General features: G+C 48.8%; 19 protein-coding genes. 13 read left to right on the top strand and 6 right to left on the bottom strand.

Annotated features, from left to right (window positions below):
* Positions 1-130 precede the first annotated feature (130 nt).
* The gene (locus tag S7335_RS13980; protein WP_006454149.1) at positions 131-2,602 is read left to right on the top strand and encodes a TonB-dependent siderophore receptor; all 2,472 of its coding nucleotides are present in this window, start codon (positions 131-133) and stop codon (positions 2,600-2,602) included.
* Between the two features lie 3 nt (positions 2,603-2,605).
* On the top strand, positions 2,606-3,616 hold the full coding sequence (locus S7335_RS13975) for an iron-siderophore ABC transporter substrate-binding protein (RefSeq protein ID WP_006455211.1): 1,011 nt from the start codon (positions 2,606-2,608) through the stop codon (positions 3,614-3,616).
* 201 nt (positions 3,617-3,817) lie between these two features.
* Here the strand turns inward: S7335_RS13975 and S7335_RS13970 are convergent, their stop codons facing one another.
* The 6 genes from S7335_RS13970 to S7335_RS13945 form a co-directional block, all read right to left on the bottom strand.
* On the bottom strand, positions 3,818-4,210 hold the full coding sequence (locus S7335_RS13970; RefSeq protein ID WP_038016248.1) for a type II toxin-antitoxin system VapC family toxin: 393 nt from the start codon (positions 4,208-4,210) through the stop codon (positions 3,818-3,820).
* Positions 4,207-4,437: a type II toxin-antitoxin system Phd/YefM family antitoxin gene (locus S7335_RS13965; RefSeq protein WP_038018394.1), complete on the bottom strand. Its 231-nt coding sequence runs from the start codon at positions 4,435-4,437 to the stop codon at positions 4,207-4,209. The genes S7335_RS13970 and S7335_RS13965 overlap by 4 nt, the downstream gene beginning before the upstream one ends.
* 353 nt (positions 4,438-4,790) lie before the next feature.
* Positions 4,791-5,831: an iron-siderophore ABC transporter substrate-binding protein gene (locus S7335_RS13960; protein ID WP_050765891.1), complete on the bottom strand. Its 1,041-nt coding sequence runs from the start codon at positions 5,829-5,831 to the stop codon at positions 4,791-4,793.
* A complete protein-coding gene (locus S7335_RS13955; protein WP_157620239.1) occupies positions 5,825-8,449 on the bottom strand; it encodes a TonB-dependent receptor in 2,625 nt (874 codons plus the stop codon). Before S7335_RS13955 ends, S7335_RS13960 begins: the two co-directional genes overlap by 7 nt.
* Before the next feature lie 108 nt (positions 8,450-8,557).
* Positions 8,558-9,571: a helix-turn-helix transcriptional regulator gene (locus S7335_RS13950; RefSeq protein WP_006455752.1), complete on the bottom strand. Its 1,014-nt coding sequence runs from the start codon at positions 9,569-9,571 to the stop codon at positions 8,558-8,560.
* Positions 9,572-9,646: 75 nt separating this feature from the next.
* On the bottom strand, positions 9,647-11,461 hold the full coding sequence (locus S7335_RS13945) for an ABC transporter ATP-binding protein (RefSeq protein ID WP_050765890.1): 1,815 nt from the start codon (positions 11,459-11,461) through the stop codon (positions 9,647-9,649).
* Positions 11,462-11,684: 223 nt separating this feature from the next.
* Here S7335_RS13945 and S7335_RS13940 point away from each other — a divergent pair, with 223 nt between their 5' ends.
* From S7335_RS13940 to S7335_RS13890, 11 genes are all read left to right on the top strand, one after another.
* Positions 11,685-12,704 (top strand): iron ABC transporter permease, encoded by a 1,020-nt coding sequence (locus tag S7335_RS13940; RefSeq protein ID WP_006453512.1) that lies wholly within the window; start codon positions 11,685-11,687, stop codon positions 12,702-12,704.
* A 1-nt stretch (position 12,705) separates the two neighbouring features.
* Positions 12,706-13,794, top strand: coding sequence for an iron ABC transporter permease (locus S7335_RS13935; protein WP_006456126.1), 1,089 nt, complete (start codon positions 12,706-12,708; stop codon positions 13,792-13,794).
* Positions 13,791-14,600 carry an ABC transporter ATP-binding protein gene (locus S7335_RS13930; protein WP_006454390.1) on the top strand — a complete coding sequence of 270 codons (810 nt, stop codon included), beginning with the start codon at positions 13,791-13,793 and terminating at the stop codon, positions 14,598-14,600. The genes S7335_RS13935 and S7335_RS13930 overlap by 4 nt, the downstream gene beginning before the upstream one ends.
* Entirely contained in the window at positions 14,600-15,031 is a 432-nt protein-coding gene (locus S7335_RS13925) for an EamA family transporter (RefSeq protein ID WP_006453839.1), read from the top strand. The genes S7335_RS13930 and S7335_RS13925 overlap by 1 nt, the downstream gene beginning before the upstream one ends.
* Before the next feature lie 147 nt (positions 15,032-15,178).
* Entirely contained in the window at positions 15,179-16,186 is a 1,008-nt protein-coding gene (locus S7335_RS13920) for an AraC family transcriptional regulator (RefSeq protein WP_006456899.1), read from the top strand.
* A gap of 226 nt (positions 16,187-16,412) precedes the next feature.
* The gene (locus tag S7335_RS13915) at positions 16,413-18,947 is read left to right on the top strand and encodes a TonB-dependent siderophore receptor (RefSeq protein ID WP_038018381.1); all 2,535 of its coding nucleotides are present in this window, start codon (positions 16,413-16,415) and stop codon (positions 18,945-18,947) included.
* Positions 18,947-19,951, top strand: coding sequence for an ABC transporter substrate-binding protein (locus S7335_RS13910; RefSeq protein WP_006454990.1), 1,005 nt, complete (start codon positions 18,947-18,949; stop codon positions 19,949-19,951). The genes S7335_RS13915 and S7335_RS13910 overlap by 1 nt, the downstream gene beginning before the upstream one ends.
* Before the next feature lie 3 nt (positions 19,952-19,954).
* Positions 19,955-21,193: an MFS transporter gene (locus tag S7335_RS13905; RefSeq protein WP_038016246.1), complete on the top strand. Its 1,239-nt coding sequence runs from the start codon at positions 19,955-19,957 to the stop codon at positions 21,191-21,193.
* Between the two features lie 106 nt (positions 21,194-21,299).
* Positions 21,300-21,932, top strand: coding sequence for a TMEM165/GDT1 family protein (locus tag S7335_RS13900; RefSeq protein ID WP_006453787.1), 633 nt, complete (start codon positions 21,300-21,302; stop codon positions 21,930-21,932).
* 159 nt (positions 21,933-22,091) lie between these two features.
* The gene (locus S7335_RS13895; protein WP_038016244.1) at positions 22,092-22,751 is read left to right on the top strand and encodes a MotA/TolQ/ExbB proton channel family protein; all 660 of its coding nucleotides are present in this window, start codon (positions 22,092-22,094) and stop codon (positions 22,749-22,751) included.
* Positions 22,735-23,160 carry a biopolymer transporter ExbD gene (locus tag S7335_RS13890; protein ID WP_006456200.1) on the top strand — a complete coding sequence of 142 codons (426 nt, stop codon included), beginning with the start codon at positions 22,735-22,737 and terminating at the stop codon, positions 23,158-23,160. The genes S7335_RS13895 and S7335_RS13890 overlap by 17 nt, the downstream gene beginning before the upstream one ends.
* Positions 23,161-23,500 lie beyond the last annotated feature (340 nt).

The raw sequence follows: 23,500 nt of genomic DNA, 5'->3' as shown, positions 1-23,500 counted from the left end.
CGTGTAGCACTTACTACTCACTATCTTAAGTCATCTCGCCTTTGATAAGCTCCTAATCAGGAATCGATTTCAATAAGGCGCTAAGCGCTGTGTGTGAGGAGAAATGCTACATAGAATACGGCAATTGCTAATGACGACTGTGTTATCCCTGTTTGCATTGACGGCAACTGGAGCTAAAGCCGAAATAGCTGACTCTCGAATAGGAGAAGCTAGTTATACAGTAACCGCCAATTGGATGGCTCAAACTGAAACAGCGCCAGTGCAGATTGTGGGCATACAGGTTGAAGAATCTGAAACGGGCTTGCAAATTACATTAGAGACTATCGAGACAGCGCTAAATATGCGGGTAACAACAGCATCGGGCAATGCGTTGATTGCAGAATTCTCCAATGCGGTGTTGGTAGATAACCCGTTAGAACAGTTTGAACCGGCAGAAGGCATTGCGTTAGTTCAGGTGTCGGCGTTGCCGGATGAGCGTGTAAGGGTCGTTGTGACAGGCTCCAATGCGCCGCCTATAGCTGATTTTGAAAGTACAGCTAGCGGATTAGCGATAAGCATTGCACCAGGTGCTGCCCAAGCTGACGATACGAGCGATACGATCAGGCTGGTTGTGACTGGCGAAGACGATGAAGGCTACAATCCGTCAAGTGCCAGCACTGCGATTGGGACAGATACACCGATACGCGATACTCCTTTCTCGATTCAGGTCATTCCCGAAGCAGTGTTAGAAGACCGCAATGTGACTGAGCTGGGCGATGCGTTAGAAACGGCTGGAGGTATTGTGGAAAATGGTGCGAGAGGAACCAGTGCGTTTGGCCCGAACCTCCTCATTCGCGGATTTCGACTCAATGACACTATCTTTCGCGACGGTATTTCAGCGTTTTCATTAGCGCCCCTAAGCACTAACGATGTAGAAAGAATCGAGGTATTACGTGGCCCTGCATCAGTCTTGTTTGGGCAAGGTAACCCTGGGGGTGTCGTTAATTTAGTGACCAAGCAGCCGCTAAGTAAGCCTTTTCATGAAGTTTCTGGCAGTGCTGGCAGTTTTGAATCATACGACGGAGCGCTTGATTTATCTGGGCCGCTGACCGGGGCGGGCGATGTCCGGTATCGACTGAATCTATCCTATGAGAACTATGGTAGCTTTCGCGACTTTGTAGATGGAGAGCGACTGCAAGTATCTCCTACCCTCGCCTGGGACATTAACGAGAATACGTCGCTAGATGTGTTTGGGCAATATACCTATGACCGCGAGACCACAGATGAGGGCATTCCCTTCGACAGTAATGGCGAGCCGATTGACGTTCCTCGAAGTCGCTTTCTGAATGAAGATTTTGGAGAGTTTACCCAGGACCAGTTTAGTCTTGGCTACCGGCTCAACCACGACTTCAATGATAACTTGTCTTTAAGGCATAGCTCACAATACTTTCAATACGAACCCGAGAGATATTACCCGTTTGTGAACTCTTTTGACGAAGTCACGGGTGAAGCAGAGCGAGTCGAGTACTTCGCAGAGGGCACATATCAGAGATTTTTTACTAATGCGGAACTCGTTGGCCAATTCAACACAGGCAGTGTTGAGCACGAGCTTTTGTTTGGACTCGAATATCGCCACGATGCGGAAGATCCGGCCTTTCAGTTCGATAATGAATTTCCACCGATCAACGCGTTTAATCCTGTTTATACGAACGAGCCGTTTGAGAAATCTCCCACATTTTTTCGTGACGATAATGTGGATACGATTAGCGCCTACATTCAAGACCAAATTACGATTATTCCTGAGCTGATACTCCTAGCAGGACTTCGATTTGACTACGTAGATGAATTTCGAACAGAACGGAATTCGGGTGAACCCAGACAAGAATTTGAAGATCAAAGCGAAGCCTTTACGCCCAGACTGGGGATTGTATATAAGCCCATCGAACCCATTACGCTTTATGCATCCTATACCACCTCATTTTTGCCGAACGGTGCGGGCTTCTTAAATGGAAATGGTTCTACGTTTGAGCCAGAAGAAGGCAGACAGTTTGAAGTGGGCATAAAAACAGACGTCACCGATAGGCTTAGCCTCACGCTAGCCGCCTTTGACATTCGTCGACAAAATATTGTTGTTTCCGATCCTGACGATCCTTTGTTGTCGATACAGACTGGAGAAGTGGCCAGTCGAGGCATCGATCTCAACCTCAATGGCGAGATTTTACCCGGATGGAATGTTACTGCTGCCTACAACTATCTTGACGCCTTTGTCAGCGAAGATACGACCGACATTCAAGGTAACCAGCTAGAAGGTGTGCCGGATAATCAGTTTAGCCTGTGGACAACCTATGAAATTCAGCAAGGTAATTTAGCCGGACTCGGTGCAGGCTTGGGGCTGCTATATGTCGGTGATCGTCCAGGAGATATAGATAATTCCTTCACGCTGCCAGACTATTTCCGTACCGATGCCGCGCTGTTTTACAAGCGAGATAACTGGCGAGCACAGCTCAACGTCGAAAACTTGTTTGACATTGATTACTTCCCATCAACTAGCTATGGTTCGTCATTATATGTCAACCCTGGGGCGCCCTTCGGTATCTCAGCATCTTTCGCGGTTGAATTTTAAGCTATGGTCTCTTTCCGCTTTAGATTATCTCGCACAATTTTATTTTTCTTGGTCGGATTGCTTTGGGCTTATCTCCTAATTGCCTGCCAACCAGAAAATAACCTAAAGGTCGCTCAATCCGTCACTGCCTGCTACCCAGTGGAGCATGTCGCGGGTGAGACCTGCATGCCTGAGCGAGTCGAGCGACTGGCGACCTTAGATGCCGTTTCTCTGGAAAATGCGATCGCGCTAGGCATACAGCCCGTTGCCAGTACTGACATTCAGTGGATCGGTAACGACTACCCGCTAGAGAAACTAGAAGACATCGTTGACCTGGGTGAATCAAAGCGTCCAAGTTTAGAACGAATGCTGCCACTAAAGCCAGATTTGATATTGGGCTCCGATTTTCCAGTTAGCTTGTACAGACAAACCTCTCAAATTGCGCCTACCGTATTCTTTGAGTTTGAGCATAGCGGTTTGTGGAAGGATGTTTTTCAAAAGTATGCTGAGACGCTCAATAGAGAGGAGTCCGCACAGCAGGTTATGGACAACTATTATCTGCGGCTAGAGAACTTTAAGCAGCAGTTCGAGGCAAAGTATGGCGCAGATAAGCTGTCTTCGTTCACAGTTTCTGTTGTGCGTGTCTATCCAGATTCGGTCTATCAATATTTTCGAGAGTCTTTTATTGGCACAATATTACAAGATGCAGGCGTCGCTCGCCCTGAAGGTCAAGACATTAGCGCTGATCAAGCATTGCAGCGTTTTCAAAACCAAATTCAGGCACCTATTAGCTTTGAAGCGCTCGACCAAATAGATGGAGATGTCATATTTGTCTGGACGGCAGAAGATGATGCAACTGCTCAAGAAGCTCAACAAAAACTAGAAGAGCTGCAGGCTAATCCCCTATGGCAGCAGCTAAAGGCCGTGCAAAATAATCAGGTCTATGTGGTTCCTCGCTACTGGATTGGTAGCGGTCCTATCGCTGCGGACGCAGTTATTGATGACCTGTTCAAGTACCTGATAGAGAAAAACTAAGTGAACACTTAACTCAAAGGAATGAGGGCGAGAGGATGATAGCTATCATTCAGCCTACTTTAAGGGGCAAAGCATTTTGAGAAGCTCGCAAAGAATAATGATTACAGTGTGAATCGTCAAGCTGGTTCCTAAATTGGTTCGATGATGTCTATCTGATAAAGCTGGCGTTAGCTTCGGTAGTAAGCACAGACTCAAACAACATTACCAGGCCACATTGGAGTAGAAATTTCTTATCTCTTTATCGGAGGTCACAAGCGAAGCCTGATAGCTATGAGCTAGCGTAACCACAACCCGATCTGCTGGGTCTCGATGCGACCACTCTAGTCTCACGCTCTCTATCCAAGTCTTTTCATCAACTGGAACGATCCGAACAACATCAGACTTTTTAAGCGCGGCCAAATAGATATCGAGATCTACACCTAAATCTAACTTTTTGTTCTTTATTTTGATTGCAATTTCCCAGAGCGAAATAGATGAAACCAGACCGCACTTGTCTTTCTCCATCTGCTCGCAGGATTGCTTCGCGTTATCTGAGAGCTTAACCGGATCCAGACTCCACCAAATGAGCGCGCAGGTGTCGAGTACGATACTCATAGCTCTTCCCATTCATCGCTAGTTGGCGCTGTCAGGTCTTCAAAATATTGGACTTTCCCTCTCATGTCACCAAAGAGCGCTTCTGTTGAAGGCGACTCGGCGTACTTCACAATCTTGACGACGGGGTTGCCTCTGTCGGTCACCACGAGTTCTTCGCCTTCCGATTCTACGAAGCGTAAAAACTCTAACAGCTTACTTTTGAGTTTGCTTTTGGAGATAGCTTTCATTGCGAACTTTTCAAGTATTTTAGCTTGCATCAAAGTGACCGTAGTCATGACTATAGCCATAGGATTAAATGATATCACGCCAATATCAATTTTCAATCGCTTTTATCTTGAGAAAGATAAGTTCATTTGTAACTACTCAGGCTATCTACGCTTGAGAATCGCCCCACGATTGGAAATCGAGGCTATCGAAATAAAGCCCAATAAAGGGGCTAGGAGTGACGTTCGCGCTTCGCTTTGATTTGGCTATGCTAAGCCAAGCTTACCTAGTTGCATGCCATCCTATGTTGATTCCCAAATTAAGCCGGTGATGTCTAGTCTGACTACCTTATACTTTTGCCTGCAAAGCCACACAGTCAATTCAGGCTCGATAGCTGATCGAGATAGTTTTCAAGGATTGCATTGGCAGCAAGCGGACCGCGAAGGGTAGAGAGTCGGGCATCTATAAAGTAAACGCGCCCTGCCTCAGATGCGGACATTCGCTGTAAGAGAGGCGATTGCTCCCACTCCCGCTGACGGGCTTTAAGGCCTTCTATATCACTGCTGACCTCATCATCCCAGCCTACGACCATTACGATGTCAGTCTCAACGCTAGGGAGCGCTTCAATAGAGATGACAGAATCGTCACTCAGCTTGTTTTCTGCTACCTGAACCACTTCAAAACCCAAATCTTCTAACAGCCTCGAAAATTCGCTGTTGTTATAAGTGAAGATCGCGCCTGATAACTCACCAGAACTAATGACTAAAACCCGAGAATGATCTTTTACAACAGATGCTAGCTGCTGACGAACGTCTTCGATTCGGGTATCGTATTCAGCATTGATTTGTTCTATCTGCTGTTCTACGTTTAATGCCTTGGCCAAAAAGGGAAGGGTTCTTTGCCAGCCACCTTTTTTATCATCGACAAGTACAGTCGGCGCGATATGAGAAAATAGCTCATATTTACCCAGCTCGCCCTGCCAAGCTTCACCCAAAATGAGATCTGGATTTAGCTGGGCTAAGGCTTCTAAGGAAGGGTTGTGGCGATCGCCCAAATTAACGGGCGTACCAATCATCAGCTCGCCCACGTATGGAATCTGTTGACTGGGTTGGTCAAACTTAGGCTGGCCTAGCATGGCCGGATCTAAGTCTGCCGCACTGTAGCCAGCAGGTTCTTCGCCTAGTGAGAGCATTATGTCGAGAATGTAAGGGCTAAGGGCTACAACCACTTCAGGATCTCCGCAGACTTCTGTTTCGCCTGCGTCATGATCAACGAGGCGACAATCTGATGAAGTGAGTGTGATCACAGACGAATCAGACGTACGATAGTTTCCACAGCCCCAACAAAGTAAAACAACAAGGCTAAATAACCCTATAAATCTTAGAGCGCGACGAATCGACATCGTGACACTTACCATGTGAATTTGTAGGAAAGACTTAGGCTAGTGCCTGAACCCGCATAGTTTCCAGGGTCGAAAAAGGGAGCGACTGCCTGAGCCTCCACTGGAAAATAAAGCGCATTAAAGAGGTTGCGAACGCCAAGGCTCACTTCTCCATTGCCCACATCTAGCGTACTCAGCAAATCTACCGTCAGATATGCGTCAATGGGTGCGCCATCGTTACCATCGTCAAAGCCGCGACTGCGATTGCCAGAATACAAAAGCTGAAGGCGATTTCGCCAGTTTGTTGTGGTCTGATTTTCAATATAGGCAGTTGCTTTTATCGGTGAAATTGTGAAACTATCAAACGCTAAAAACTCGCTGTCATTGTCTTCATCTAGTTCACCTTCTTGCCACGACAGCGTGCTACCTAAACGCCAATTTGAAGCTGGCTGCCAGTCTACCGTGCCTTCTACCCCATACACCCGGCGAGGCGCACGCACATTCCGTAGCGTACCGTCCTCATTGAACAACAGATCAAACCCTGAATCAGAATAGTTAAAAAAGCCTGCTAGCGAAGTTTGAACAGTGTTCCAGTTTCCTCTGATACCTAGCTCGTAATTATCTACTCTAACCGGCGAGTTGAGATCAATCGTGTCGGCAAAGCTATCAATTTCACCTGGAGGTCGCCTGAGCACACGACCTAAATCAGGAAAAGAAAAACCTTGTCCGAAGCTGGCAAATGCACTCACGTTATCCGCAAAGTCGTATACGGTACCGACATTAAAAACAAATCCGTCAGCATTGACACTGCCCCCTTCAATATCTCTCGGGGGGTCTTCGCTAAAGAGACTAATCGCCTGATAGTCATCGACGCTAGCCTGAAGATTCACATAGCGAGTGCCGCCGTTGAGAGTCCACCGATCCGTCGGCTCCCATTGCATCTGAGCAAATAGCCCCAAGTCACTAAAGTCGTATGGTGGAATAAAGGCGGCTTCTTCAGTCTGCCGAAAAATTAGGCCACCGCTGTTGTCAAATTCCTCTGTGTCAAAGAATACTGAGTTTTGAAAAATCCTGTCCTGGCTATAGTCTAAGCCCCACAGTAAGCTCAAAGTTTCTTCCTCATTAAAAGGCGTATCGACCTGTAGGCGTGTGCCAAACTGCTCTGTTTCGCCTCGCTGAAATGAGATAGTGGTCCCCCCAAACAACCGATTGTCGGACGGGAATCCACCATCTGTTGAATAGGAGCGGTAATACAGCTGTCCTAAAAACTCACTACCAAAGAGATTTTCATCACTGTAGCTGAGTGATATGTTCGTATTATCAAATCGGGTGTCGTCTTCCGCGCCAATAATTTGTGTTCCATCCGGGCGGCGAATCAGTCGCGCCTTTTGTATTCCTGGAATGTCAGCAATACTTTCGTCAGAAACAAAGTCGGATACTCGTCTGGACTGGGTGTAGTTTGCTCTAAGCTGTAGGCGCTCTTGCTCGCTAAGGTTGACCCCTATATTCAACAATCCATTCAGGCTGCGGGTGTTGTCAAAGCTGAAAGCATCACCAACGCGATCGCCCTCTGCATCATACGACTGTCCCACAAAGTCAAAGGTAACACCGCCCGTGAAATCAACGGCTCCACTTCTACCTGAAATCTGTTGAGATACGGTGTACCCCTGGCCTTCATTGGCATTCGTCAGCGCTGAGCTAATGCCGAGTTCTGTGGTATGAACAAGCTCATCTTCAGCAGGCTGACGGGTGATGATATTCACCACGCCGCCAATAGCCTGCCCGCCAAAGATAGCATTAGGACCACGCACCACTTCAATCCGCTCGATGGTAGAAGGATCAAGTCCTGCTAAGGGAGCAGAGAACGTTGCATTACTATTAGTATCCTGCGGGATGCCATCAATCAGAATGCTAACCTCTTGCCCTCGCAGATTGAACGTTCCTAACGTTCTCCCAGAAGGTGGGCTAGCCCCTGGAATGAGCCGAGACAAAATATCTTCAACATTGCGGCGGCTGAGTGCCGTTTGTGCTTCGAGGTCTTCTCGGGTGATAATGGTAACCGATCTTGGGATATCGTCTAGTGTTTCTTCTCGGCGGGTCGCCGTAACCGTTAATTGGATTTCATCTTCTGAAGACTCTTCCAAAGTGTTATCTGTGATTGCAACACCCGGAAACACGCTGACTGAGAAGCCTTGAGGCCCAGAGCTAGACTCTACAACAGGCGGCGCATCTGTGCCTGTGATGGCAATTTCAACACCACCCACTGTGTTCGACACTTGCACCAGCGCAACCCCTTCTGCGGGGCTAAACTCCTCAAAGCGATCGCCCTCTGACAATGCCAGCACAGCATCCGCAATCTCCAGCACAACAGCATTACCAACTGTAGAAACAGACGCTGCAGGCAAGCTTCCTTCAGTCACTAAAACAATCTCAAAGCCAGCGTCTGTCTCAAGAATCTGCAGACCAGTAATTTCTTGCGATGTTGGCTCGCTGATCTGTGCAAACCAGTCCCCCGGGTTTTGTTCGCTTGCCCAGGCAGACCGAATGCTTATAGCTTCAACGCCGATGCATAACATTGCCCCGAGCAGTGATCTCGTCACTAGATCTATTAATCTGCGAGCCGTTAAACGCTCTTTTCCTATTGTCAACTTCATTTCTCTTGCTCCACACACCTACGCTCAAAAGCGGAAAAGTGCCGCTATTGAGAATGCTTGCTAATAGGTTACAGACAAATGAAATATATCCAGTGCGTAAAATTCTACTCAACCGGATCGTTTTTCGCCCCAACCGGATCGGCGGCTAAGGAAATAAGCCTTAGGATTGATTCCAAACTCTCTGCGAAAAGCAACCGCAAATCGGCTTTGATTTGCATATCCTACGGCCCTAGAAACTTCTTTCACATTCATTCGCTGCTGGTCTAGCAACTGGCGAGCTTTTTCCATACGGTACCGGTGTAAGTAGCCAAATACGGTTGTGTCGAACACCTGCCGAAAGCCGACTTTGAGCTTATGCTCATTGAGTTTCACTCTTTTGGCGAGTAAGACTAGCGAAGGTGGATTTTCTATCTCTTGAGTGAGAATATTTTCGGCGAGATAAATACGTTCAATGTCATCTGGTCCTAGAACAGCGGCATTGCTTTGTGTGTGAATCCCTTGAATCTGTTCTAACTTGAGCGCAATCAGCTCCAGACACTTGCTCTCCAAATAAAGCTGCTTAGTTTTACCCTGAAAGGGACAGCAAAAAATCTGCTCTAAAGCCACTCGCATCGCGGGTGTGATTCTGTTGATTTCCTCAGTGTAGCTTCCTGTTGTAACTTTTTGAGAGATAGCCCTGGGTAATCGGTTTAATGTGTCCGAAACTGTCTGTGTTAAGGATTCGGACGAGTTTAAGTGAATGTCTACCTTTCGAATCTCGTCATTGGCATAGGTAACAGACGTCCATTCTGTATCGCTGTCATACTCATTGTGTCCCCACTCAATAAAGCTTTCACCTGTGTGTTTTCCGCAGCGATTACCGGATAGGTTGAACCCAATCTCGCGGCACGGATCGCTCGTGTGGTGCGCTTTTGTTTTTACAAACAAATCATCGTGGAGACGGTAATTAAAAATCATCAGCTCGATGCCGGACCACTGAATCTTTTGGATGTAGCCCTGACCTATCTGTTCGGGAGCAAGCGATCGCACCTCGAAAAAATCATTCTCTTCAGACATTTTGAGTGATGGATTTGCCTGTTGCCAAAGTAAATCGTAATCTGCACGGGAGATTTTAATGGCCATACGATTGCTAGCTTAGGTGAAGACAGGGTTGACTAGGGAGCTTCTATTGAGAATAGTTCCTGACTACAGCTGCCGTCAAGCAAATTGGTTTGGCAATGAGGCTGAATTAGCCTTGAGTAGCTGTGAGAAGCGCGAGTAAGGATTTTGCATGAGGACGATGCGATCACCATACTCAACCACCTGTCCCTGCTCTAGAATCAATATCTGGTCTGCTCGCATAATTGTTTTCAGTCGGTGCGCAATAATGATGCCAGTACGACGATGCGTCGCTGTAGTGGCTCCGCTAGTACACAAAAGTCTGTCCACAGCTTGCTCCACTAAAACTTCCGTTGTCGGATCTAACCTGGAAGATGCCTCATCTAATATCACCAGCCCGACATCTTCTAAGACATCTTTCAAGAAGACCCGCGCCAACGCCAACAGCTGAGCTTGTCCTGCCGATAGTCCACTGCTATCAGCTCCCAGCTCTGTATATAATCCTTGCGGTAGACTCTCTAACCATGGCGTTAAGCCCAGATAATCTAGCGTTTCTAATATTTGTTCATCTGAAACATGAGAATTGAAAAAGGTGAGATTGTTACGGACCGTCGTTTGAAAAAGCTGTACGTCTTGAGTGACTAGAACTACATAGCGAGAAAGTGAGTTTGGCGCAATCTCAGCGATATTGACGTCACTCAAACAAATCGCACCTTGCTGGATATCATATAGCCGTAATAACAGCCGAGCAATTGTACTTTTACCGCTGCCCGTACGTCCTAATATGCCTAGCGTCTGACTTGCCGGAAGTTCAAACGTTATGTTTTTTAGCGTTGGCTCTGTTCTGTATCCAAACTGAACGGCCTCAAACTTTACTGACAATGGGCCTTTCGGTAATACAGCCTGCTTGTCTAAACGTGAATAGGCCAAGCGCAAACGACTTCGTTGCTGAAACAAGTCTTGAATGCGTTCAAAGCTAGCTGCTGCTTGTTGAAACTGTTCTAGTTCTTCTCGAATGCTTTCTATGGGTTCTTCTAGCAACGTTGCGTAATAATACAACAGATAAACGGTGCCAATCGTAATGGCGCCGCGACTCCACAAATAGGCACCTAACGCGAGTGTGATCGCTGTCCCCATAGAGAACAAGCCCACCGTTGTCCCCCACAGTAGGGTACTTGTAAACCTAGCCCCGTGAAAAGCCTTCAGCCAAACTCTCAACATGCGATAGCAGCGCTGCATCACATAGCCCACTGCACCATTCGCGCGAATATCTTCCAATCCGCTCAGATACTCTCCTACAAAACCATAAAATTCAGCGCTGACCTGCCGATACTTACGCCAGGGCTCAACAGCTAGCGTTTGTAACCAGCTCAAAACACCTAATGCAACGGCAGCAAATACGCTAAGGCTCATACCTGCTCGCCAATCTTCTCGCCACAGCATCACTAAGACGCCGACGACCAACAGCAGGTTACCCACTATCTGCAGTACAAACTGAGAGAAAAAATGGGAGAGTGCATCTACATCACCATCTACTCGCTCAGTAAGTTCGCCGGGAGTGTGTGCGTGATTAAAGGCTAAATCAAGCTGAAGACAGTGCTGCACTAGATCGATGCGAAGTCGGTTGGTCGCGCTCCAGGCAATCGTTTCACTAAGAGCAGTCGCGACGATTTTCAAGCTTTGTTGGATAAGTGCGATCGCCATGAATCCCAACGCCGCTATGATCAAGCGTGATTGAGCGCCTCCACCAACCGCTGTATCGATGAAGTAGCGCAAGATTTGAGGATTGACGAGCTGTAGAGCAATGTTACTGAGCAGCGCGATCGCCAACCCAACCACCCGACCCCGCTGCGGCAACAGATAGGTAATCAAAAATTTTCGATAGCTCTGTTTTGTTGCAGCCACAAGGAGCATTGACTCACCCGAACCGCAGTGTAAATCAATGCTGTCACCCTGAAGGAATCATCGCCGGAGTATTTTGGCTCCTATACGGAAAAAGCTTGAATGTAGTAACAAGGTATCTGCATTGTAGAGAGGTTTCTTTTTACGAATTGCGGTTGAATGATGGCCTTGATAGAAAAGCGTGATCGTCATATCATTAGCGAGAATACTTATCATTAGTGAGAGTGAGCGCTTAGTGTCAGCTCAGACTATTTGGCGAAATTCGTCTCAGGCGCTGCTATCGGTGGGACTGCTCTTAGGAATCGTTCTTCTTTTAGGCTGCTTAGTCGCGAGCATTGCTCTGGGCGTTGCAGATATTGGCCCTGGGGAGGTCTATCGGGCGCTGATCGCACCGGATGGATCGACTGAGCACTTGATTATTCGCACGGTGCGAATTCCTCGGTCACTGACGGCGCTGCTTGTGGGTTCAGCGATCGCAGTAGCCGGCGCTCTTATGCAAGGACTCACTCGCAATCCACTCGCTGAACCGGGGATCTTAGGCATCAATTCAGGTGCTGCGTTTGCAGTGGTGCTAAGCGTTTTCTGGCTCAACACGAGTTCGCTCAGCTTGTATGCGGTGTTCGCCCTAGTCGGCGCGGCGGTGGCTGCTGTTACGGTCTATGTATTGGGATCTCTAGGGAGAGGTGGATTAACGCCACTGAATTTAACGATTGCAGGTGCGGCTTTAACGGCGCTCGTTTCTTCACTCACGACGGCGATGCTAATTCTCTCTCAGCGGACGTTGGAAGAGATTCGCTTTTGGCTAGCAGGGTCAGTGGCTGGGCGAGATATGGATCTCGTTGTACAGGTTTTGCCTTACTTAGCCGTAGGTCTCTGTTTGGGGTTAGTGATGGGAAAGCAGCTGACGACGCTAAGCCTGGGAGAAGAGACAGCGCAAGGATTAGGGCAGAATACGCTCTGGATAAAGGGGCTTGCGGCAGTGAGTATTGTGCTGCTGGCAGGTGGGTCGGTGGCGATCGCAGGGCCGATCGGCTTTCTAGGGTTGATTGTGCCGCACGTTGTGAGATTTTGGACGGGGGCAGACTATCGCTGGACGCTGCCCTATTCTGCCGTGGCAGGGGCGAGCTTGTTGTTGTTGGCAGATGTTGTTGCAAGGTTAGTTATTCAGCCGCAGGAGCTACCAGTGGGAATTGTGATGCCGATTTTAGGTGCACCGTTTTTTGTTTATTTGGTGCGTTCTCAGGTGAGGCGTTGATATGAATTCTGTAAAGCCTCAGGTTGAATACACTTCTTTGGACACTGCTGGAAAGAATAAGCAGTGGTTGGTTTTTCGCACTAATCAGCTCTCCTTACGATTAGACAAGCGGGTTCCCGGCATTTTGCTGGGGCTGATTGTTGTCACGCTGGCGGCGATGGTTTGGAGTGTTGGGCAAGGAGAGTATCCGGTGCCACCGCTGGATGTGGTCCGGACGGTGTTTGGATTGCCAACTGACAATGCTGACTATGCCTTCATTGTGAATACGTTGCGGCTACCTCGGACACTGGTGGCTTGGGGGGTCGGTGTCGGGTTGGCAATTGCCGGTACGCTCACTCAGGCGATCTCTCGCAATCCGCTGGCATCACCTGACATCATCGGCTTTAATTCGGGCGCGGCTTTGGCTGCGGTCAGCCTGATTGTTGTTTTTCCTGCTGTGCCGATTAGTCTGCTGCCGCTAGCTGCGATGGGCGGCGCGTTGAGCGTTGCCATTTTGATTTATCTGGTGGCTTGGCAAGGAGGGAGTTCTCCCGTCCGGCTTGTTTTAGTCGGGATTGGGTTGAGCTTTGTGGCGATCGCGCTGACAGATCTGATGGTGACTTTTGGCAATATCTACGATGTGAGTCAGGCTCTGGTGTGGCTGGCGGGTAGTGTGTACGGGCGCAGCTGGGCGCAAGTGATTGCGTTTGCACCCTGGCTAATTGTTTTTGGTCTGTTTTCTTTGGTGCAAAGCCGGGAGCTAAATGCTTTGCAGATGGGTGACGAGGTAGCCAAGTCGCTCGGTAGCCGGATTGAATGGCAACGAGGCTGGCTGTTGCTCAGTGCGGTTGCACTCTCTGGTGCGGCGGTGGCCACAGCCGGGACCATTGGATTTGTTGGACTGATGTCTCCTCATATTGCAAGGCAGCTGGTTGGCCCTTCTCATGAGGGACTGTTGCCTGTCGCAGCATTGACAGGTGGTCTGGTTGTGGTTATTGCAGATCTGATTGGCAGACTGTTGTTTGCGCCGATTGAGCTGCCTTGTGGCATTGTCACAGCGGTGATTGGTGCGCCTTATTTCTTGTATTTACTCATTCGCGATCGCCCATGACAACCTCTGCACTCACAACTCAGAAGCTCACCTTGGGCTACGACGGTAAAACCATTATCGACACGCTAGATATCGCGATTCCCTCTGGCAAGATTACGGCGCTTGTCGGACCCAATGGCTGCGGTAAATCCACGTTGTTAAAAGGACTCGGCAGACTGCTCAAGCCTGCACACGGGTTTGTTTATCTCGATAACACTTCTATTGCCAAGCTCTCGACAAAAGCGGTTGCAAGACAAATGGGACTCTTGCCCCAAGGCCCCTCTGCGCCTGAAGGATTAACCGTACGAGAACTCGTCGCACAAGGACGCTATCCACATCAGAGTTGGCTAAAACAATGGAGCCGGGAAGACGAACAACAGGTAGAAGCCGCGCTAGCGACTACTGAACTGCAAGATTTATCGAACCGGCCTGTAGATAGCTTGTCTGGCGGGCAAAGACAGCGAGCTTGGATTGCTATGATACTGGCTCAAAACACGCAAATTCTGCTGCTAGATGAGCCGACGACGTTTCTTGATCTCGCTCATCAAATCGAAGTATTGGATTTGTTATACGAACTCAATCAGCGAGAAGAACGCACGATTGTAATGGTGCTGCACGAGCTTAACCAAGCCTGTCGCTACGCGGATCATCTGGTGGCAATGAAAGCGGGTGGGATCTTCGCGCAGGGAGATCCTTACACGGTGATGACATCAACCCTCGTGAAGGAAGTATTCAATTTAGACTGTAAAATCATTGCGGACCCGGTCGCTGGAACGCCGCTGTGTATTCCGATTGGGAGAAAGGTCGCAGTGGGTGTAGGCGTATGATGAATGCCGAACAAAGCTGGTGGATTTTTGCGTTGTTGTCTGCGGTGTTTGCAGCGCTGACTACAATCTTTGCCAAGGCTGGCGTGGAGTCAGTCAATTCTAATTTGGCGACAGCTATTCGGACGGTGGTAATTTTAGCGGTGGCCTGGGGAATTGTTTGGCATAGAGGCGAGTGGCGAGGGTGGATGAATATTTCTCGTAAGTCAATGCTGTTTTTGGTGCTGTCAGGGGCTGCTACGGGACTTTCCTGGCTTTGTTATTTCAGAGCTTTGCAGCTCGGCCCAGCATCATTAGTTGCACCTATCGATAAGTCAGGGTTGGTTTTGATTTTAATTTTTTCGGCGGTGTTTTTCGGCGAGCCTCTAACGACGAAGTCTATTCTAGGTACAGGTTTGATGCTGGCTGGAACGCTGGTTGTATTACAGAAGTAGACACATAAAACATTACGTCTGAGATGCTCAATACGATCACCTCGCTCAAAGGCATCTCAATATCAGTGAATTTTCTATGTGGGCATGCAAGATACACAACATCATGCTCTATCCTGATGACAATGAATATCATTAGAGCTGCTTTCCATGACGTTGTCGATTTCTGTGCCTGAATTTTTGAGCCAGCATCCTGATGTTGATATCCAGACAGAAGCGATGCGATCGCCCTGGACAATTCCGCTGCAAGATCAAAGCGATCGCAGCTGTGGATATCGCCAAGAGGTCAACCTGCGCCCTGGCCTAAGCGTTCTTATAGACAACTACACCCTTCAAGATGACCTCTTGGTAGAAGTTGGCAGTGGCCAAGCCTGCGAACCTTCTTTAAGCATGGAACTCAGCTTCATGCTCATTGGCCACAACCGCAGCGAAGAAACCCCGGCCTACCACAACTTTTTGGAGGTTGACTGGGATAGTACAACGGGTGGCAAGTTCTTCTGGCAGGCGGGGGAGCGCGTGCTCAAGTTCGACATTCACATCAGTGCTCATCTCTTCGAGACGCTGATTGCGCCACAACAGTCCTCTCTCCCTCAGCCACTGGTCCAGCTTCTCCAGAGCACCCGACCCGGTTCACCGCGATTTTATCAGATGCAGCCTACCTCAGCAGCTACCGACACGGTGATTCAGCAGCTCTTAAACTGTCCTTACCAAGGCCCAACGCGGTGGCTGTTTTGGGAAAGCAAAGTGCTAGAAATCCTGGTTCTACAGCTAGAGCAGCTTAGCCACTGTCGGCCGTCTAATCCAGCCACATTCTCTGCCACTGATATTGACCGTATTTACTACGCCTGTGAGATTTTACAGAAACGCCTAGTCAATCCACCCTCGCTCTTGGAGTTAGCTCACCTCGTTGGACTAAACGACTGCACCCTCAAACGGGGATTTCGACAAGTGCTAGATACTACTGTGTTTGGCTATCTCACTGAGCAGCGCATGAAAAAAGCGCGGCGGCTGCTTGCTCAACGGCAATCTGTCGCGACCGTTGCCACAGCAGTCGGGTATGCCAGCCCAACTGCCTTTAGCGGCGCGTTTAAAAAGTGCGTTGGTCTCTCTCCCAAACGCTACCAGACCAGTGGTTGCAGGCTGCCGATTAATGCTTGAGAGCAGACCACACCGAAAAATTCCGCTCCAAAGAGCAAAAATTCCGTTCTGAAGAGAAATGTGATTCCAAAGCAGCGTAACTTATTGGACATGCACAGTTGAGAATAATTCCTGTCTGAATCGACGACAAGGCTGTTGAAGTTTCACGGCTGATAGTTGTCTGTGAGAAGAGTTTACGGTGTGAGAAATGGCGATTGCAAAAATAATGTGGTTGGGCCTTGTGTCCATGAGTTGGTTATCTGTGACGATGCCTGTGCTGGCCAGTGGGCAAGTAGATGGAATAAGTCAATCAGAAGCTATCAGTGACTTATCTGAGCGTGAGACTTGGCTTGTTCAGACTGATTTGCCGACCGACTCAGCCGCCTCAACCGACTCAATTGAGGCGCCGACTGAGGTGTCAGAAATTACAGATATCCAGATTAGTGCAGCAGAAACAGGGATTACGCTCACAGTTGTGTCATTAAATCCGCTTTCAGTAGAAAACACCCAGGTCAGCGGTAACGCACTCATCATTACCCTGCCTGAGGCAACGCTTAACCTATCAGACGCTGCAGCAGCAGACCAGTTTGCCCCAGCCGAGGGCATTGCGCTAGTGCAGACCACGGCTAGAGCAGATAACAGCATACAAATTGCCATCACTGGAACAGACGCTCCGCCCGATGTGCAAGTCGGCGTGGTTGGAGAGAATTTAGTCCTCAGTGTGGTGCCTGGGATGGCGCCGTCCGCCAACGCTGAAGACGCTATTCAACTAACGGTCATTGGAGATCAGGATGAAGGCTACAGCCCAAATAGTGCTTCAGTTGGCACTAGAACAGATACCCTGCTGCTGGATGTGCCTGCTTCGATTCAGGTCATTCCCGAAGCGGTGATTGCTGATCAAGGCGCCCTCGATTTACTCGACGTGCTCAGAAATACCCCTGGCATCAATACCAATTCTTCTCCGAGAGATATCTTTTCTGATTTTACGATTCGTGGATTTAATACTGGCAACACGTTTCTGCGCAATGGCGTTGCCGATAATGATCTTGGCCGCACTGGGTTAGATCTGTCCAATGTAGAGCGTGTTGAGGTGCTAAGAGGACCCGCCTCAGTGCTGTATGGCCAGATAGCACCAGGGGGCGCGGTCAATGTTGTTACTAAAAAGCCGCTTTCTGTGCCCTTTTACGATGTCGAAGTTACCTATGGCAGCTTCGACACCTATCAGGGTGCGGTCGATCTATCTGGCCCGCTGACTGAAGATGGTTCAGTCGCCTATAGATTGAACGCATCTGCATACAGCACTGACACCTTCATTGATGAAATTGGTCTTGAACGCTACTTTGTTGCACCTGTTCTCTCCTGGGATATTAGCGACGATACTAACCTGATCTTTGAGGCGGAGTATATAGATGCCCGCTATCCGAATGAGCGCGGGTTGCCAATCGAAGGAACAATCCTGCCGAATCCAAATGGTGAACTGCCTCGCAGTCGGTATCTGGGAGAACCTAGTTTTGATCGCAATGATCGCACGACCTTGCGATTGGGATACGAACTAGAGCATCGCTTTGGCGAAGACTGGCGCTTGCAAAACACCTTTCGCTTCTCATGGGAAGAAGACTATCAAGACTCTGTAGGGCCGGGTAGCCTTGAGGCAGATTTTCGCACCCAGCCGCGTACTGCCTTTATTACCAGTCCTGGGGCGGGCTATTCCTTTGCCCAGAATAGCTATGAAGCCACGCTGGCCGCGATTGGAGAATTCAAAGCCCTAGGAGCAGAGCACGAACTGATCATGGGCGTAGACTTTGCTTATGAAGTAGGAATTAGTCCGTTCTACCTACAGCAGGAAATTGGTTCTATCGATATCTTCAACCCTGTGTACAATCAGCCGCTAGGCGAGATTACAGATGTATTCGATCCTTCTCGAGATACGGCAACTAGTATCGGTGGCTATGTGCAAGATCAAATCACGTTATCAGATGAGTTTATTCTTTTGCTCGGGGGACGGGTTGATTATGTAAATCAGTCGAGCCTGGATGTTTTAAACGATGATCGCAGCAGTCAGAGCGATACGGCCTTTAGTCCGCGAGTGGGATTAGTGTATCAGCCAACCGAGGATGTCTCGGTGTACGGCAGCTTTGGCCGATCGTTTGAACAGGCGGCAGGGCGCAGCTTGGACGGTGAGCTATTTGACCCATCACGCGGCACTCAGTACGAAATTGGGGCGAAAGCCAATTGGCTAAACGATCGGCTCTCTACGACGCTATCGCTCTATAACCTAACGCGCACCAATGTACTGACTACCGACCCGCGAAATGTTGACTTTGAGGTACAAACTGGCGAACAGCGCAGCCGCGGCATTGAGCTAAACGTGGCAGGTGAGATTTTACCGGGATGGGAGGTAATTGCGGGCTATGCCTATACAGATGCCGAGGTGACTGAGGATAATGACATTCCGGTTGGCAATCAATTGATCAATGTGGCTGAAAATACAGCGAATGTCTGGACAAGATACACTCTCCAATCGGGTGACTTTGAAGGACTTGGATTTGGCTTGGGTTTGTTCTATGTCGGTTCGCGCCCAGGCGACCGGGAAAACACATTTGATGTGCCTAGCTACCTGCGCACAGATGCGGCTGTTTACTACAACCGAGATAGCTTCCGCGCTCAGCTTAATTTCAAGAATCTCTTTGATACGCGCTATTTCGAATCAGCGAACGGGCGAGATCGTATCTTTCCTGGATCGCCGTTTGAGGTGCTTGCAACCGTAGGATGGGAGTTTTAATGTCATTATTCAACCGCAAAAGCATTTTTGCTGTCTGTTTAGGATTGTTGCTTAGTCTTGCGATCGCAGCTTGCCAGACCCAGATTTCATCTGATGCCTCTGTTAATGAAGCGGGCTCGACGGATTGTCGCATGATACAGCACACTAGGGGAGAGACCTGTGTGCCCGAAGCGCCCAAAAGATTAGTCGTGCTAGGGACATCTACGCTGGTAAATGCGATGATTTTGGGCGTAAAGCCTGTGGGAACAATTGTTTATTACGAGGAAACGCCGCCCTATCTGCAGGGAAAAGTAGAGGATATTACGCTGGTTGGCAGAGGGGACGAACCAAACTTAGAAACCATTGTGAGCTTGCAGCCGGATCTGGTGATTGCAATGTATGACGATGGGTTCTCTTACGAGCGTATGTCTCAGATCGCGCCTACTGTTGTTGACGATTGGATAGGCTATCCTTCTTGGAAAGAACATTTTGACTTTGTTGCTGAAGTCTTGAATAAAGAGTCAGAGGCTGAGCAGGTATGGGCGGACTATGCGCAGCGAATTCAATCACTAAAAGAGGCCCTGGGCGATCGCTATCAAGCCACAGAAATATCGATTTTAAGAGTTTGTTGCGACTCGTGGGCGAGCGATGTACAAAACTCATTTAGCGGCACGATCCTAGAAGATGCTGGTCTTCGTCGCCCGCCCAGCCAGAAAGCAGAAGAAGATGGCCTAGTCTTTTTCCCAGAAGAGCTGATTACAGAATCTATAGACGGCGACATTATTTTTGCCATTGTGGATGAAGATGAGGCGTCAATACAAGCGTTCAATCGACTGCGAGAAAAGCCTCTGTGGAGCAAGCTGAACGCCGTGCAGCAAGGGCGGATTTACCCCGTCAACTTAGCCACCTGGCGCGGCGGCAATCCGCTGGCCGCAGATGCGGTGATTGACGATTTGTTTAAGTATCTGGTGGAAGATTCGCCGCCGCAGTCTGTGAGCGAGATTTCTGTGAGTGAGGCTTCCTGACACTTGCGAACTTTTGTTTTAGTGTGGTTTGGCCAGCTCGTCTCGACGATTGGCAATCACATGACCGATTTTGCCCTGGTGCTGTGGGCCTGGCAGCTCACGGGCTCAGCTACGGCGCTGGCACTGGTTGGTTTTTTCTATGAGGTCGCCCAACTGCCGACTGCGCTATTTGCAGGCGTGATTGTGGATCGGTGCGATCGAAAACAACTCATGATTCTCAGCGACGCGATCGCTGCTCTCTGCACCCTTGCTATTGGCGCACTCTATCTCACCGACACTCTCTTAATTTGGCACATCTACCTTACCGCTGCCATCAACGGCGGCTTTGGCCAAATTCAGCGCCTCGCTTACCAAACATCCGTCTCTCTCATCGTTGCACCGACGCAATACACCCGCGCTAACAGCATGAATTCAGCCGTCCACTACGGCTCATCCATCGTCTCGCCTGCCTTTGCCGGATTTCTCTATCCGCTGATCCAGCTACCCGGCATTTTACTCATTGATTTAGCAACTTTTGGTATTGCCATCATTACTCTTCTGTTTGTTTATATTCCGCAACCGCCATATAGCGGAGAATCTGGCTCCATTATCCGCCAGCTCACCTTTGGCCTACGTCACGTATGGACTCGCAGCGAGTTAAGATCGCTCATCGTCATCACTGCATTGTTCTGGTTCTTTCACGACTTAGGCGAATCTATCTACGACCCGATGATTTTGGCCCAGACAAATGGCGATGCTAGAGTCCTAGCAAGTACCGCAACCGCAGCCGGTATCGGCGGTGTCACGGGCGCGATTATCCTCAGCGCTTGGGGTGGGCCAAAGCAGCGTACAAAAGGGCTGTTGATTGGGTTTATCGGTGCAGGACTTAGTAAACTTGTGTTTGGGTTGGGGCGATCGCCTCTTGTCTGGCTACCAGCCCAATTCTGTTCATCCTTCAATTTTCCCCTACTGGGCAGTTCTCAAACTGCGCTCTGGATGGAAGCTACAAAACCAGACATTCAAGGCCGCGTGTTTGCCGCCAATGATCTCATCATACAAATCGTGAGCGCCCTGGCAGCTTTACTTGCAGGCCCATTGGCCGATCGAGTCTTAGAACCAATGATGACATCACCTGCGCAGCCGCTTGGCTATATTTTTGGCACGGGTGCAGGTGCGGGCAGTTCGATATTGTATGTGGGGTGTGCAATCGCAATGCTGTTTGTAGGTGTTGTCAGTCGCTCGCTGTACAAGCGCGTGCAGTAGGAAGGAAAGATATAATCCCCAAGAAATAGCATGCTAGATGGAATCACTTCATTGAAGCCCGGATTGTGAGGTCCAATCACCAATCAGATAAAAGTCATAGTTTGAGATGCTTACTGCTTTCACAGCCAGTCTACTACTCATCACCGTTTCAGAACTCGGCGATAAAACCTTTTTTATCGCCGCTATTTTGGCGATGCGTCATCCCCGCCGTTGGGTGTTTGTCGGTGCGGCTTCAGCGCTAGCGGCGATGACGACATTGTCTGTGCTGATGGGGCAGGCGGCTACTTTTCTGCCGCCACAGGTGTTGAAATGGGCTGAGATTGGGTTGTTCTTGCTCTTTGGCATCAAGCTGCTCTACGAAGCGAGCCAGATGCCTGCGGTGAGTGACCACGAAGAAAAACATGAAGAAGAAAAAGCGGCTGCCCAAGCGGTCGCGAAGGCTGAGCAAGGGTTTACTCAAAAGCACCAGAAGGAAACACCTTTGGCAGTGGTGAGTGAAGCCTTCGGGCTGATATTTGTCGCGGAGTGGGGCGATCGCACTCAGATTGCCACAATTGCGCTGGCAGCGGCTAATCCGCCCGTGGGTGTCGTCCTTGGAGCAGTGTTGGGTCATGCCATATGCGCGGCGATCGCGACCCTATGCGGTCGCTGGCTCTGCGGAAAACTATCGGAAAAAACATTGACTGTGCTAGGTGGTACCCTTTTTATCTTCTTTGCTGCAAGCGCATTATTTGCATAGAAACGTTGTCATTTAAACAGACGCGCTTTCTAGAAAATCCTTTAAAGTTAGGGTTTCTAGTCTATGCAAGGCAATCAATAACGTAAAATATTTATTTTACTATTGATATTTGTTCCCGATTAGGATTAGATAGGTAAGAACCTCTTTCAATCGGTTTGTATGTCTTTGAGCGAAATTTTTGCAGCGGGTGGCATCGTCATGTGGCCGCTGCTAGTGTTTTCTCTTTGTGCGATCGCTGTTACCGTTGAGCGCAGTCTATTTTGGTACCGCATCAAAAAACAAGAACGCAAAATTGTAAAAGACGTTTTGCAGCTCTACAGAGCGAATCCCCCTGCTGTTTTTTCCAGGCTAAAACAAAATATCAATCTGCCAATATCTCGAATCTTTTTGGAAGCGCTGGAGCTAGAAGGTGCTTCACCCAATCAATTTCGGCTGGCTTTAGAGAGCGCAACTCAAGCAGAGCTACCGCTATTAAAGCGGTTTAACACAGTGTTCGAAACTATTGTTGCTGTTGCGCCACTGTTGGGTTTGTTGGGCACTATTTTGGGCTTAATCCGCTCGTTTTCCTCGCTAAATCTGGGTGGGCTAAGTGGTGCAAACACGGGTTTGGTGACTGGTGGTATCAGTGAAGCCCTGGTATCTACCGCTGCCGGAATGATCGTCGCAATCTTCACGTTGTTGTTTGCAAATCTCTTTCGTGGCTTTTACAGACGACAGATTGCTCTGTTACAAGAGTATGGTGGTCAACTAGAGATTTTGTACGAATGGCACCATCAGGCGCTAAATACTAAGGAGATGGCTTATGCAGGTAGTCGATAATGAAGTAGACGAGCCTTTGACGATCAATATCTTGCCGATGATTGATGTCATTTTTGCAATTCTGGCATTCTTCATCATTTCAACCTTGTTTTTGACCCGCGCAGAAGGATTTTCTGTAGATTTGCCAGAAGCTGAAAGCGCTCAGTCTCAACAAGAGGCTATCATTACGGTCACCGTTGAAGGCAATGGCAATATCTCTATTGACAAAGAACCTGTTGAACTAGACGAGTTGACTGATACAGTTCAAGCACAGATGGGAGATAGTTCAGAAGCGTTGGTGACTGTGCAAGCAGATGAAACTATTGATTACGGTCGGGTTATTGCTGTGATGGACAAGCTACGCATGGTCGAGGGAGCAAGCCTGGGCATGGCTACCCAGCAACCGGCTACAGCAGACAGCGATCGGTAATACCGACTGTCTTCCTTAACGGTGAAAAGCTTGCTGTTTTGTTAATATAAGCGCTCACTCTATAGAGCCCATTTGGCCTACGACCCCGACATTACAGAAAATGGGCCATAAGGCTGAAACCATTGTGAAGACTACATTATAGCCATCGATTTCAAGCACCTTCAGAAAAAGTACTAACTAACAGACATTTCAAGGGTCATTAGCAGTGCGAATGAACTACTGGTGCCAGCTTGAGTGATATAAATTTGACCTCATCAAGACGCGTCCTTTTGGGACCACAGGGCTCAGAGTGGAGAATTTCTCTATTCAAGCTCCTATCCAAAAGGACTCACACATGCCA

The organism is Synechococcus sp. PCC 7335, assembly GCF_000155595.1.
GTDB lineage: Bacteria > Cyanobacteriota > Cyanobacteriia > Phormidesmidales > Phormidesmidaceae > Phormidesmis.
Note: the sequence above shows the minus strand (reverse complement) of the source record. Positions and strands in the feature narration are given on the sequence as shown.

What these genes read in the sequence shown, in the direction of transcription:
- S7335_RS13980 (WP_006454149.1), top strand. Translation starts at nt 131, where the DNA reads ATGACGACTGTGTTATCCCTGTTTGCATTGACGGCAACTGGAGCTAAA.
- S7335_RS13975 (WP_006455211.1), top strand. Translation starts at nt 2,606, where the DNA reads ATGGTCTCTTTCCGCTTTAGATTATCTCGCACAATTTTATTTTTCTTG.
- S7335_RS13970 (WP_038016248.1), bottom strand. Translation starts at nt 4,210, where the DNA reads ATGAGTATCGTACTCGACACCTGCGCGCTCATTTGGTGGAGTCTGGAT.
- S7335_RS13965 (WP_038018394.1), bottom strand. Translation starts at nt 4,437, where the DNA reads ATGAAAGCTATCTCCAAAAGCAAACTCAAAAGTAAGCTGTTAGAGTTT.
- S7335_RS13960 (WP_050765891.1), bottom strand. Translation starts at nt 5,831, where the DNA reads ATGGTAAGTGTCACGATGTCGATTCGTCGCGCTCTAAGATTTATAGGG.
- S7335_RS13955 (WP_157620239.1), bottom strand. Translation starts at nt 8,449, where the DNA reads ATGAAGTTGACAATAGGAAAAGAGCGTTTAACGGCTCGCAGATTAATA.
- S7335_RS13950 (WP_006455752.1), bottom strand. Translation starts at nt 9,571, where the DNA reads ATGGCCATTAAAATCTCCCGTGCAGATTACGATTTACTTTGGCAACAG.
- S7335_RS13945 (WP_050765890.1), bottom strand. Translation starts at nt 11,461, where the DNA reads ATGCTCCTTGTGGCTGCAACAAAACAGAGCTATCGAAAATTTTTGATT.
- S7335_RS13935 (WP_006456126.1), top strand. Translation starts at nt 12,706, where the DNA reads ATGAATTCTGTAAAGCCTCAGGTTGAATACACTTCTTTGGACACTGCT.
- S7335_RS13930 (WP_006454390.1), top strand. Translation starts at nt 13,791, where the DNA reads ATGACAACCTCTGCACTCACAACTCAGAAGCTCACCTTGGGCTACGAC.
- S7335_RS13925 (WP_006453839.1), top strand. Translation starts at nt 14,600, where the DNA reads ATGAATGCCGAACAAAGCTGGTGGATTTTTGCGTTGTTGTCTGCGGTG.
- S7335_RS13920 (WP_006456899.1), top strand. Translation starts at nt 15,179, where the DNA reads ATGACGTTGTCGATTTCTGTGCCTGAATTTTTGAGCCAGCATCCTGAT.
- S7335_RS13915 (WP_038018381.1), top strand. Translation starts at nt 16,413, where the DNA reads ATGAGTTGGTTATCTGTGACGATGCCTGTGCTGGCCAGTGGGCAAGTA.
- S7335_RS13910 (WP_006454990.1), top strand. Translation starts at nt 18,947, where the DNA reads ATGTCATTATTCAACCGCAAAAGCATTTTTGCTGTCTGTTTAGGATTG.
- S7335_RS13900 (WP_006453787.1), top strand. Translation starts at nt 21,300, where the DNA reads ATGCTTACTGCTTTCACAGCCAGTCTACTACTCATCACCGTTTCAGAA.
- S7335_RS13895 (WP_038016244.1), top strand. Translation starts at nt 22,092, where the DNA reads ATGTCTTTGAGCGAAATTTTTGCAGCGGGTGGCATCGTCATGTGGCCG.
- S7335_RS13890 (WP_006456200.1), top strand. Translation starts at nt 22,735, where the DNA reads ATGCAGGTAGTCGATAATGAAGTAGACGAGCCTTTGACGATCAATATC.